General features: G+C 35.7%; 14 protein-coding genes and 1 pseudogene. 5 read left to right on the top strand and 10 right to left on the bottom strand.

Annotated features, from left to right (window positions below):
* Positions 1–51 precede the first annotated feature (51 nt).
* Positions 52–594 carry a hypothetical protein gene (locus tag ACTND6_RS09615; RefSeq protein ID WP_441023855.1) on the bottom strand — a complete coding sequence of 181 codons (543 nt, stop codon included), beginning with the start codon at positions 592–594 and terminating at the stop codon, positions 52–54.
* A gap of 420 nt (positions 595–1,014) precedes the next feature.
* Here ACTND6_RS09615 and ACTND6_RS09610 point away from each other — a divergent pair.
* A pseudogene (locus ACTND6_RS09610) lies at positions 1,015–1,375 on the top strand (IS1634 family transposase); the annotation flags it as partial.
* Positions 1,376–1,472: 97 nt separating this feature from the next.
* Here ACTND6_RS09610 and ACTND6_RS09605 read toward each other — a convergent pair.
* The 5 genes from ACTND6_RS09605 to ACTND6_RS09585 all read right to left on the bottom strand — a co-directional run bounded on the left by ACTND6_RS09605 (position 1,473) and on the right by ACTND6_RS09585 (position 6,008).
* Complete coding sequence (locus ACTND6_RS09605) at positions 1,473–2,792, bottom strand: ATP-binding protein (RefSeq protein ID WP_441023857.1); 1,320 nt, start codon at positions 2,790–2,792, stop codon at positions 1,473–1,475.
* 195 nt (positions 2,793–2,987) lie between these two features.
* A complete protein-coding gene (locus ACTND6_RS09600; RefSeq protein ID WP_441023858.1) occupies positions 2,988–3,290 on the bottom strand; it encodes a hypothetical protein in 303 nt (100 codons plus the stop codon).
* 189 nt (positions 3,291–3,479) lie between these two features.
* Positions 3,480–5,135, bottom strand: coding sequence for a zinc ribbon domain-containing protein (locus tag ACTND6_RS09595; RefSeq protein WP_441023859.1), 1,656 nt, complete (start codon positions 5,133–5,135; stop codon positions 3,480–3,482).
* Between the two features lie 12 nt (positions 5,136–5,147).
* Complete coding sequence (gene tnpA, locus ACTND6_RS09590) at positions 5,148–5,561, bottom strand: IS200/IS605 family transposase (RefSeq protein ID WP_441023860.1); 414 nt, start codon at positions 5,559–5,561, stop codon at positions 5,148–5,150.
* 84 nt (positions 5,562–5,645) lie between these two features.
* Positions 5,646–6,008, bottom strand: a complete 363-nt coding sequence (locus tag ACTND6_RS09585; RefSeq protein ID WP_441023861.1) for a hypothetical protein — start codon at positions 6,006–6,008, stop codon at positions 5,646–5,648.
* Between the two features lie 4 nt (positions 6,009–6,012).
* On the opposite strand from ACTND6_RS09585, the gene ACTND6_RS09580 reads away from it, so the two are divergent.
* A complete protein-coding gene (locus ACTND6_RS09580; RefSeq protein WP_441023862.1) occupies positions 6,013–6,180 on the top strand; it encodes a hypothetical protein in 168 nt (55 codons plus the stop codon).
* A gap of 58 nt (positions 6,181–6,238) precedes the next feature.
* Here ACTND6_RS09580 and ACTND6_RS09575 read toward each other — a convergent pair whose 3' ends face one another.
* Both ACTND6_RS09575 and ACTND6_RS09570 read right to left on the bottom strand, forming a co-directional pair.
* Entirely contained in the window at positions 6,239–6,805 is a 567-nt protein-coding gene (locus tag ACTND6_RS09575; protein WP_441023864.1) for a chromate transporter, read from the bottom strand.
* Positions 6,802–7,365, bottom strand: coding sequence for a chromate transporter (locus ACTND6_RS09570; protein WP_441023866.1), 564 nt, complete (start codon positions 7,363–7,365; stop codon positions 6,802–6,804). Before ACTND6_RS09570 ends, ACTND6_RS09575 begins: the two co-directional genes overlap by 4 nt.
* A gap of 104 nt (positions 7,366–7,469) precedes the next feature.
* Here ACTND6_RS09570 and ACTND6_RS09565 point away from each other — a divergent pair, with 104 nt between their 5' ends.
* A complete protein-coding gene (locus ACTND6_RS09565) occupies positions 7,470–8,330 on the top strand; it encodes a LysR family transcriptional regulator (RefSeq protein WP_441023867.1) in 861 nt (286 codons plus the stop codon).
* Here ACTND6_RS09565 and ACTND6_RS09560 read toward each other — a convergent pair.
* Complete coding sequence (locus ACTND6_RS09560) at positions 8,314–9,417, bottom strand: radical SAM protein (protein ID WP_441023868.1); 1,104 nt, start codon at positions 9,415–9,417, stop codon at positions 8,314–8,316. The genes ACTND6_RS09565 and ACTND6_RS09560 overlap by 17 nt on opposite strands.
* Positions 9,418–9,480: 63 nt before the next feature.
* Here ACTND6_RS09560 and ACTND6_RS09555 point away from each other — a divergent pair, with 63 nt between their 5' ends.
* Both ACTND6_RS09555 and ACTND6_RS09550 read left to right on the top strand, forming a co-directional pair.
* Positions 9,481–10,386: a DUF5131 family protein gene (locus ACTND6_RS09555; protein ID WP_441023869.1), complete on the top strand. Its 906-nt coding sequence runs from the start codon at positions 9,481–9,483 to the stop codon at positions 10,384–10,386.
* Between the two features lie 42 nt (positions 10,387–10,428).
* Positions 10,429–10,938 (top strand): nitroreductase family protein, encoded by a 510-nt coding sequence (locus ACTND6_RS09550; protein WP_441023870.1) that lies wholly within the window; start codon positions 10,429–10,431, stop codon positions 10,936–10,938.
* Between the two features lie 13 nt (positions 10,939–10,951).
* On the opposite strand, the gene ACTND6_RS09545 is transcribed toward ACTND6_RS09550, so the two are convergent.
* Positions 10,952–12,070, bottom strand: coding sequence for an ABC transporter ATP-binding protein (locus ACTND6_RS09545; RefSeq protein WP_441023871.1), 1,119 nt, complete (start codon positions 12,068–12,070; stop codon positions 10,952–10,954).
* Between the last annotated feature and the right edge of the window lie 171 nt (positions 12,071–12,241).

Here is a 12,241-nt window from a genome sequence, read left to right as displayed (position 1 = left end):
GCACGTTTCTTGTCTGTGCGGCAACCTTACGAACTTTGACATTTACATCTTCTACACCACAGAAGTTAATATCTCCCTTTTCACAAACTTCATATCCTGCTGGAATTTTTTCAAATCAGCAGCTTTTACTACAGTTTGATCTGCTGGAATTGTCAGTTCTTCAATATTGTCTTCAATCATTTCTCCTGATTCGGATACATAATGAACATATACATTTCTTGTATCCTTTATAACCCAAATTTCAGTAGATGCATTTCCGTCTTTTGATACATTCACTTTAATGGTATTGGAACTATACATTTTGCTGTCTAATTTCCAGCCATTTTCTTTCAAAATAGGTGTTATATCATAATCAATAGCATCGAAATTTTTATCCGTTGTTAATTCTAGTGGAACATTCACTACTTCCAATGCCTTGCCATCTTTATCAGCAACATTTACTCTAAGATAATTTTTTCCTTCAACGCTTACTTCTTTAGCTACTGAGACTAAACCAGCTTTTGGTGCTTCCGCAAATACAACAGCAACATTTGGAACAATCATTGCTGATGCCATTGAGAAAGCAAGAATTTTGTTCTTTACGTTCTTCTTCATTTCTGTTTCTCCCTATTTGCATATACTATGCGTTTTTTCTAATATGTTTTTGTACTTTTTTGTTTTTGAAATCTATTTTTTTGCTATTTTACACTTTTATTTTTCGGTTACAAAAGCATATTTTTTAGAACATTCTCATTATATATATATATAGTCAACCTTAGATTTAAGGTATAGGGGCTAAACTTTCGATAAATCCGCAAACTCTTGTACAACGTTTAAAGAGAATGTTTGGAATATTTTTAAGCGTTTTTGATTAATGCTCTCCACTCTCCATTTTCCTTTATTGCTTTTGTGTAATTTTAAGCTCGACTCAATTAGTATTGATAGTATAGATTCTTTTATTTAGACTTTTTAATGCACAAACTTCTTCTTCGAGATCGAAGAGGCCGATGATTTCAGAGAATACATAAAAGCCAAAGTGAACAGAGATGGGAGATTGAAGAATCTTTCAGAATCATGAAAACAGAATTTCAGGCAAGACCTGTATATCTTTCCAGAGAAGACAGAATATAGGCACATTTTCTAATCTGCTATCTGTCACTGATGATCTATCGGATACTTGAAAAAGCTGAAAGAAAAATACACAGCAGAAAAGATCATAACAGCACTAAGAAAAATGGAATTACATATCATCCCAGGAACGGGATATCAGCCTTCCTATACAAGAACTGACCTTACTGGTGAGCTTCATGAAATATTTGGATTCAATACAGACTATCAGATCATGACAAAGAGCAACATCAGAAATATCACCAAACTTACAAAGCAGAGACAATAAATTACGTAATATCGGCGCAAAACAAAAGCAGTCAGAATTTGGCATAAATAAGCCATTTTCGGACTGTTTTTCCTTTTTGAACTGTCAAAGATGAAATTTACACACTCGTCAGTAAAAATGCCATATATACTGGAAGCGTTAATATTTGCTCACTTCTTCCAACATTGTAATCACCTAGCTTGATTACCTGATTCACATGATATTTCTCAGGATGTTTCAATATTGTTTTTATGTTCTTTGTATTTCCTGTTGTAACCTTCACTTCAACAAGTGTACATTCCCCTTTATAGCGAATTACAAAGTCAGCTTCTAGTCCGGAATCTTTACGATAGTAGTATAGTTTTCTACCCATTTTATAAAATATATCCGCGACAAGATTTTCAAATATTGCACCTTTATACCCATAAAGATTTCCTTGCAGAATATCAAATTGCGTACCATCTTCTAACATACTTACAAACAAACCAGTATCACACATATATACTTTGAATATTTCTTCAATTGCATTTCCATCTAATGGAAGTTCTGTCAAAGAAAGATTATGACATCTTGTAATAATCCCAGCATCTTCAATCCATTGCAAACTGCCAATAAATGATTTTGCGGTTGCTTTTTTTTGAATCAAAGAATATTGAAATTTCTTATTTTCTTTTGCCAATTGTCTAGGAATCGATTGAAAACATTCTTGAATTTTAGATTTATCTCTTCCCTGCGCATATTTCACCATATCATCTTCATACGATCTAACAATATCTCTTTGCAATTGAAGTACCTCATTCATTTGCTTCCTAGCCACAAACGCACTCACAACTTCAGGCATTCCACCAACAACTGTATATTGCAACAATAATTCCTTTAATCTTTGATGCAACGCTTCAGGAATCACAGTTTCATCTTCCAATGACTTCCTTAAAATTGATATGATTGCTTCAGATATTCCATTTGCCCATAGAAACTCTTCAAAATCCAAAGGATTCATATGTAACGTTGTTTCTGAACCAACAGGAATCGACTTAGGTTGTTCACCATAGCCTCTCACACCAAGCAAAGACCCTGTTCCAATGACATCATAACGTCCATCGATTCTAAAGAATTTCAATGCAGTTCGTGCTTGTGCACATTCTTGGATTTCATCCAAAATCAATATTGTTTTCCCAGCTTCAAACACAGCCTTTTGACCAAGCAACGCAGAAATCATCATCGTTATATTTTCCACATCTAATGATCCAGAAAAAATCGAATTATAATCCGGATTTTCAAAAAAGTTCAAATACACAACATGTTCATAATTATCTTTCGCAAATTTCATTACAGAATATGTTTTTCCACATTGTCTGCATCCTTTTATAATTAATGGTTTTCTTTCGCTCGTATTTTTCCATTGCAACAATTTTTCTTCTATTTTTCTTTTCAACATATATGTACCAACTTCTAGCTACATTCTACTTTGAATTTCATATTTTTCAAAGGACTTTTTCGTATAAAACGTGACTTTTTTAAGTGACTTTTCTATGCAAACTTCAACTTTTTCAAACGACTTTTCCAAAATAAATCATATTATTCAAACGACTTCAAAAAAAGAGCACATCACATCGATGTACTCTTGTATAAATTATTCTTCAATAAAGATTGGACTTGTCCATGCACATGAACCATTCTTTTCCAATATTCTACAACGAATCTCATCACCATCCACAAGATCCATATCCATCTGAATATCCTGTGTATACCAGCTATCTAAAGAAGCTTTATGCACTCTAAATTTATAAGCATTATGCCAGAAAGGATCACTTCTGTAATATTCAGTAAATCCATATCTTTCCTTCAATAACTGCTGAACTTCTTCATCCATAGAGTAAACATGTGTACCCTGTACTAATTCATTGACAGTCAGATGAACTTTCTTGCCTTCCATCTCAATATCAACATAAGAATGTGAACTACTCGGTCATTGAATGGCCGAGCATCTAAATGCTTGACCACAAGCCGATAATTTGAAAATATACCCAATCTTATAGTCCGAAGGGCTATGAATCAGCATATATCTTCTTATTACATCCCATACATGGACATGCCATGCACAGAAAGCGGTAGTTCATATGTTCTACAGGACGGAAACAGCGTTTCCTGTTTCCTGCAGAATCGATGTTTTCAATTGTTTCATCTGCCAGTCAAGATGTCTGTCATCCAGAAGCCTGATCAGCCTGGATTGCATTTCTTTATGACTTTTTGCATCCTTGCAGAGTTTAAGAAGTTCCCTATCTGCTGCACGGTTTCTGATGTTTACTGCACCAACGTGGTCAGCATCATCTTCATAGCCGCAGCATCCACATTTGAAGATCTTACTGTTTACTGTGCTGCGGTTTTCTGCATTACGATAGCTGCAGATCGGACATGTCTGGCTTGTAAAATCTGGCGGTACTTCTACATAGTCATATCCATACCAGTTAAGTTCAGACATGAGCTTCTGCTGCAGCTTGCCACGTGCAAATGTAGACAAGTCTCCATTCAACTTGCGAGACTTGTTAAATTCCTTGATATCCAGCAATTCGAGCACAGTTAAAGTATCATGTGTGATACATGACATATATGTCTTTACATCCTGTTTGATCTCATGATTCAGCATATTGTAGTAGGCACGCTTCTTGCGATACGGTGCATCTGCTGTGCGTATCATGTATTCCAGTCTGTCCATCTTCTGAATGAGAGAACGTCTCACATCCAAAGGAAGGTTCTTATGGTGACGCACATAATAGCTGATACTTCTTTTCTTGTTGCGCAGGCTGCTCAACTGTGCAAATGCTGGTTCAACATCATGATGATAGTAATCAATGACATTTTTCATAGATCCAATGGAACGTCCATCAGACAGAAAGAAAGAATCCTTGATTCCTGTATCTACTCCCATGTTAACAGTTGTTTCCGGTTTCTTAAGTGATTTTGCATAAGACCATCCAATACGAACTCTTGTACCTTCCGGCTTGACTGTTACTGCAGCAGCCATCCTGTTAGCTTGAATCTTATGCAGTGAATGCCTGCTTGTATTGATTGGAATTGAAATACGATTACCTTTTACAAAAGGATTTGTTAATGTAATGACATACGGCATTACTGTATCTGTAGACGGCTCAATTCTCATCAGTCTGCCGTCAAAAGGAATCGCTTCGCTCTTTACATGCGGTGTTTTAAATTGAATGGAAACCATATCGTACAACTCATGAAATTCCATCATTTGTGCATCAAACTCGTCATCAGACATAGCCTGCAGCTGTGCAGTGCAATCCAGATAGAAAGTGATATCTTTCTTGACACGTGCAGCCTTGATAACTTCATTTAAGCCGGCAATCATTTCATCCTTATTTGCTCCATCAAGGCATAAGCCGAACAGCACCTTAGACTGGCAGAAGATGGAATCATTTGTCTTGAACATTTCCAGACGGATTGCATCCAGCCTGTTTGACAGCTTTGTAAAAGCAGTATCAAAGGCATTCTGGCAGAATGCAGAGTTGATGTCTTTTGGACGAAGCTGTTTCTGAAGCTGGCGAACATAAGAATCTTTCTTATCGTTCTTGACAAGCTGCACATGAATATCTGGAACAGCCATCAAAGCCTCGATATTGAAGTTGATCAGTTCAACATATTTGTGTTCCATCTGCCAAAGCACGTCGAGTTTTCCCTTGTTTGGTTTTCCAAACAGAAACACGCTTTTGACAGGTGAAGATACAAACTCAGAACAATTTTTCTTACGTGCTTTCGGCATGACGACTCCTTTCTAGTATTGCTTGCTTTGATGTTCAATGTATTTACGGATGGTTTCTTCTGAAATATCTCCAATGGTCTCTACATAGTACGAGTGATTCCACAGTTCACCTTTCCAGAGTTTTTGCTTTAAATCAGGAAACTGTTCATAAAGCTTTCTGCCAGTGATTCCCTTTAAGTACTGGACAATCAGTGAAATAGAAATCTTTGGCGGTGCGGACACAAACAGATGAACATGGTCACATTCACCAGCTTTAAACTCCGCAACCGTAAATCCTTTGTCATGTGCGATCTGTTGAATCAAATCACGCATGTAGGCTTCTACTTCAACATTCAAAACCTTACGTCTGTATTTGACAGACCAGACGATATGATAATTTACATTGTAAACACAAGTTCGTGCATGTATGAGATTGCTTTTCTTCATACATACAGTATAGCATATATAACATAAAAAGATATATTTATAGACAATAATATAAGTACATATAGTCAAAGGCTTATTAACAAATTACGCTTTCATCTCGGTCATTGAATGGCCGAGGATTCCCGCTTTTGTTCCAAAAGTATCTTCAATTTCAATCTGGAAACCTTCTGTTGTAACACTGCTAGGGCCCATCCACTTACCTGTTGCTGTAGTAGAATGTGTTGTTAAAGTAAAATCCAATTCATTATCAGTCTGGTTATCAATAGACTGACCAAATGTACTAAAGCAAGGAGTCACAGTTAAAATCTTTCCGGGAGTCTTGATCATTTCCTTCCAGACTCTTTCTGTAAATTCAGGGAATACTCTAAGATCTGGTCCCCAGCCAGCTTCCATAAAGAACTTATAGCGAACTTTTTCGTAATCTGCAGGCATTCCAGTCATCTGCATCACAATGACACCAAACCTGAAGTTCAAAAAGCATTGTGATCAATACATCTGTCTGCCATCCATTTCAAAAGAAATGGACTATTCCTTCTTAGATAACCAGGCAATCTTTATTGTTTTTATTGAAATGATATTAGGTTCTTTAGCTACGCTATCTCGAGAAAATCATCGATAATTAATTTATATAACAAAAACACCTCTTTCAGATATATTTATCAGAAAGAGGTGCTTTCTTATAATACACAATATAGAATTGTACCAGCAGCTGCACTCAAGAAAATAATTTGAATTGGTCCCGCTTTTTTACATCTCAATAAAATAAAGCAGGCAATAAACACACAAAGTTCAATCAAACGTAAAGAACCAAATTGAATTTTCGCAAACACAGATGTTCCAAATAATCCCATCAATAAGATTCCCATACCCGCAGAAGCAATCATTGCCACAACAGCAGGTCGCATCTGCCCTAATACTTTCTTCACAATATCTAAATTAGAAAACTTTGTATATAAATACGCTAGAATCAAAACAATGATCAATGACGGCAAAATACAGCCAAGCGTGCAAACAATTGCACCTGGCAAACCAGCCATCTTCTGTCCTACGAACGTTGCAGAGTTGACCGCAATTGGTCCTGGTGTCATTTCCGCAATCGTTGTCAGATCCGCAAATTCAGCCATACTCAGCCATCCTTTTCCTTCAACAACAAGGGACTGAATCAAAGGCATCGCTGCATACCCACCACCAAACGCAAATGCACCAATCTGCAGATACACGAAAAATAACTGTAAATAAATCATGCCTGCACCTTCTTTCTTTCAATAAAATATCTCGCAACACCTAAGCACAAGAACAATAGAATCAACGTAATTGAACTTACTTTAAAGATCCAGGAAGCAACAAATGCCGCAATCATCAAACAAATATTGATCCAGTCTTTTGTTTCAAATACTTTTCCCCCTAAATCAAGCACAACATCCATAATGACTGCCGCAACACCAGCTCTCATAACCTGTAAAGCAATCTGAATGATCTTATTTGTTGAAAATGCATCATAAATATTACAAATAATTGAAATAATCACAATTGGAGGCAATATCGTCGCAAGTGTAGAAACCAGCACACCTTTAATGCCACCCATACGATAGCCAAAGATAATCGCACTGTTCACTGCCAAAGCACCTGGCGCAGACTGTGCAATTGCTGTCATATCCAAAACTTCTTCATCTGAAACCCAATGCAATTCATCACAGAATTTCTTCTGCATCATACCAATAATGACAAATCCACCACCAAATGTGAATGTGGATATCTTTAACATTTCTATAAACAATTTCCCATACGAAATTTTCTTTTCCATCTTTACCCCTCCCTATATAAGCGACGTTAGTATATACCTAACATCAATATAAATAAAATGCTATTATATTTATGATTTCATATCATTTTATTTATGGAGCAAATATGGCAACAATACATTCACTAGAACTATTCATATCGGTATATACCACAAAAAACATCACAGAAACCGCAAAACAATACTACTGTTCCCAGCCATCTGTATCTAGATGTATCAAAGATCTGGAGGAAGAATATCATACAGTCTTATTTGAAAGATATCACCACAAGCTATTGGCAACACCATCTGCAGATATCCTGTATACACATGCACTAAGAGTGTTAAACAGCTACAACAGTCTTGAACAGGCAATGCTTACATATAATGAAAAGATTCGTATTGGTTCTACCGTCACAATGTCAAACACATTACTCCCAAAATACATTCAACAATATTCAAAACAATATCCATCCATTCGCATCGAAGTCAGTGTCAGCAATGGAGAAAGCATTTATCAGGACTTATTACACAACGCAATTGATATCGCTTTTATTGAAAATATGATTTCTTCCAGTGAAGTTGTAGCAATTCCTTTCTATCAGGATGAACTTGTCCTTCTTGTACCAAATGATCATCCATTTACATCTCAAAAAGAGATTCCATTATCTTCTCTCAATGGCATGCCATTTCTGCATCGTGAACAAGGCTCTGCACTCAGACAATACTTAGATGAATATTTCAAAAAGAACCATATACACGTAGATACCCTTTGGCAAAGCAGAAGTACACACGCCATCATCCACGCAGTAGAAAGTGGTCTAGGAATTACAATTCTCCCAAAAAACATGTGTATCAAAGAAATTGAAAATCACTCGATTACACAAGTCAGCATTGCTTCTCATAAACTCATTCGTCCATACTATCTTGTCTATCCAAAAGAAAAGAAGCTGACAGATAACCTAGTCAACTTCATCCACTTATTCTGATTCTTTTTGCAATCACAAACATTCTTTCTTCAATAGATTCCAAGAATGCCTTGTATCCACAATACGTATCATTAAAATAACATACATTCATTCTCTTACAATTACCATGACACATATGTACAAACCTGCATGTTTTACATAGAGAACACATTCTCTTTTCTTCATGCAGAAATTTCTTTGCCACTTCACTTTGTATCATATCTTCAATTGCATCTGTACAAACATTTCCACAACGATATTCATCCAGCACAAAGAAATCACAAGGATACACATCCCCATTTGCTTCCAGTACCATCTGCATAGAACATCTTCCCATCATTCCACACTGTTGTGGCAGCTTTCCACAATACATCTGCATCAGGTTGTCAAACAATAAAACAGACATATAGTTTCCCTGCATAAAATCTGTATACCACAAATCAAAGAATCTTTGATAAAACAAAGCAAAATCCTTAGGCTCTAAAGCAAATACATCTGATGGTTCATTTCCTTTTAGTGATGGTAAACATGGGATGATTTGAACATACGGATACCCAAGTTCTGTATAGAAACGATACAATTCCTCTGGTTTTTTTGACAGCTGCTTTGTTAAAACTGTCAGAATATTGTATGCAATTCCAGCATTTTTCAACAATCTTAACGTATACAAGATCTTTTTATGTGTTCCTTTTCCCTGCGCATCTTTACGAAAGCAGTCATGATTTTTCACAAAACCATCAATGGATACACCAACCAAGAAATCATTTTCTTTCAATAACTGAATCCATTTTTCATCCAGCAATGTTCCATTGGTCTGCATCGAATACTGAATATTCTTTTTCATAACATTCTTCTTGTTCACATACGCAATAAAATTTTCAAAGAATACAATTCCAGCACACGTTGGTTCTCCACCCTGAAAGCTAAACTGTATGGTATCTACAGGTACCTGCAATGCTTTATCAATCAGTGCATGCATAACTTCTTCCTGCATGATTCCCATGGAAGCCATTTCTCTATTCTGACTCACATCCGCATAGAAACAATATTTGCATCTCAAATTACACAATGAAGATGCCGGTTTAATTAAAAACGATATCATAGACATATTTCTAGTATACCAATATGCAAAACATTTTTCATATTTCCTATTTCATGTTAGATTTACTTCATGCACGATATATGGAATCCATGGCATGGATGCAGAAAATACAGTGAAGGCTGTGATCATTGTTATATGTACTATTTAGACTCTAAAAGAGATGTTAATAGCACACTGATCACCAAGACAAATAACTTCAACTATCCTTTACAGAAGAAAAGAGATGGTTCTTTTAAAATACAGGCAGGAGAACTCATCCGCGTATGTATGACATCTGATTTCTTTTTAGAAGAAGCAGATGCATGGAGAGAAAACATTTGGGATATCATTCGGTATCGAAAAGATGTAAAGTTCTATATTCTCACAAAACGCGCAGAAAGAATCAAAGAGCATTTACCTTCAGACTGGGAAGATGGCTATGATAACGTCATTCTTAATGTCACGTGTGAAAATCAAAGAAGAGCAGATGAAAGAATACCGATTCTTTTATCTATTCCTGCAAAACATAAAGGTATCATGTGTGCACCATTCATTGGCCACATTGATATTGAATCGTATTTAAATACTAATCAAATTGAGCTTGTCATCTGCGGCGGAGAAAACTATGACGGTGCACGTCCACTTCACTACGAATGGGTCAAAGATCTACATGATTCCTGCTTCAGACACAACATCACATTCAATTTCATAGAAACAGGCAATACATTTGTCAAAGACGGAAAAACATATCACATTCCAAGTAAACCACTCCAGGCAAAGCAGGCTTACCTGTCTCATCTATCATTTCAAGGAAAATCAATCCAGTGGAATCTATACGATACATTTAACAATCCTATTCCTCAACAAGATCTATACAAGCCACATTTTAGAGAAAACTGCGCTACATGTGCTTCCAGACTGATCTGCAATGGCTGTTCCGATTGTGGAAAATGCAGGCAAAAAATCATACACATTCATCAGACAGAAGGATTTTAAACACAAAGATGTATGATATACAAAACAAAGGAGATAACATATATGACATTTTTAGAACTTGCAAACAAAAGATACTCCGCTAGAAAATATAAAGATCAGACAATTGAAAAAGAAAAACTTGATCAAGTTTTAGAAGCCGGAAGAATCGCACCAACAGCCAAAAATAATCAGCCAGTCAAAATCTATGTACTACAAAGTAAAGAAGCCCTTGAAAAGATTTCTACCCTCACACCATGTACATTCAATGCACCATGTGTACTCATGTTTGCATATGATGAAACTTTAGAATGGACAAATCCTGATGAAGAAGGTATCCACTCAGGTGTAGAAGACTGCAGCATTGTCGCAGTACATGTCATGTTAGAAGCAACAGATCTAGGATTAGAAACATGCTGGGTCAATCGTTTTCCTAACACAAAAACAGCCCAGGCATTCCAGCTGCCAGATACAATGAAACCTGTCTTGTTAATGCCAATCGGATATGCAGATGATGAACCATCCATTCGTCATACACAGAGAAAAGACATTCATGAAATTGTTGAATACCTATAAGTAAAATGGTTCCTCAAGAACCATTTTGTTTTCTATACATGCTTTCATACACACCTTGTTGATCCAACAGTTGTTGATGTGTACCCTCTTCTACAATTTTTCCATCATTCACAACGAAAATCCTGTCAAAGTTTTCCACAAAAGATAATCTATGCGTAACTACAATGATTGTTTTATCAGAAATCTTATCAATGATATTTTGAATGGATTTTTCTGTTTTAACATCCAATGAAGATGTCGGTTCGTCTAAGACAAAAACATCAGCACCTTGATAAAACATCCTTGCCAAAGATATTCGCTGACATTCACCACCAGAAAAACCTTCTTCTCCAGATTGAATCATATGATCATATCCATCTTCTTTTTTATCGATAAAAGCATTAGCACCTGCATCTAAAGAGGATTCTTCTATTTTTTTCATAGATCCATGAAATGATAGTAAAATATTATTTTTAACACTTGTAAAGAACATGGAACTATCTTGCGGCATATATGAAATACTTTGATTTTGCATTTTTTTCACTGTTCCAGAAGCAGGCTCGTACAATCCAAGAAGCAATTTCATAATCGTTGACTTTCCACTGCCACTTTCTCCAACAATTCCAATTTTCTGATTTTTTTGAATTGCAAAAGAAATATCATGCAAAACTTCTTTTTTATCATAAGAAAAGCAAACTTGTTCCATTCTCAAAACAGAATCTTCATCAATTTTCCTTGTTTCAATTTGCTGCTTTAAATCAACAATTTCAAATACTCTCTTTTCATAAACCGCATATTCATCTACAAACATTTTCAAAATAGAAGTCGCAACAATCATTTGATTAATTTGATCAGATAACTGAATCGCAATCATAATATTCGCAAAAACAATGGCTCCAATTGAACTAAGATATGCACCAGCCATCAACAGCACAACTTCTTCAATACATTCAATATAAAACATTGAAACAAACAATCTCGTAGCATTCATTGCATTATAATGACGAACAAATTGATTCAATCTCACTATTTTTTTCTCAAGCAATTCTTGAAACTCTGTCAATAATCCATATATTCTCACTTCTTTTGCACCATCAATTTCTTCATTCAAAAAATTGACAATTTCATTCTTAGACAGTGTAATTCCTTGCATTGCCTGCATTCTTTTTTTCGAAAACAATCTAAGCAGATAATACTTAATTACACTAATAAATACATAATTGACCATCTGATTCATTGACAAGCAAAAATAGGAAAAGCAGCATTCAAAGCATTCGTAATCTGTCTGCGGGTCATTGGATGAGATTTAAAAATATATTTGGCT

The organism is Bulleidia sp. HCP3S3_C9 (assembly GCF_052064035.1).
In the GTDB taxonomy this organism is placed as follows: domain Bacteria; phylum Bacillota_I; class Bacilli_A; order Erysipelotrichales; family Erysipelotrichaceae; genus Bulleidia.
This window is presented reverse-complemented; position numbering and strand designations above follow the sequence as displayed.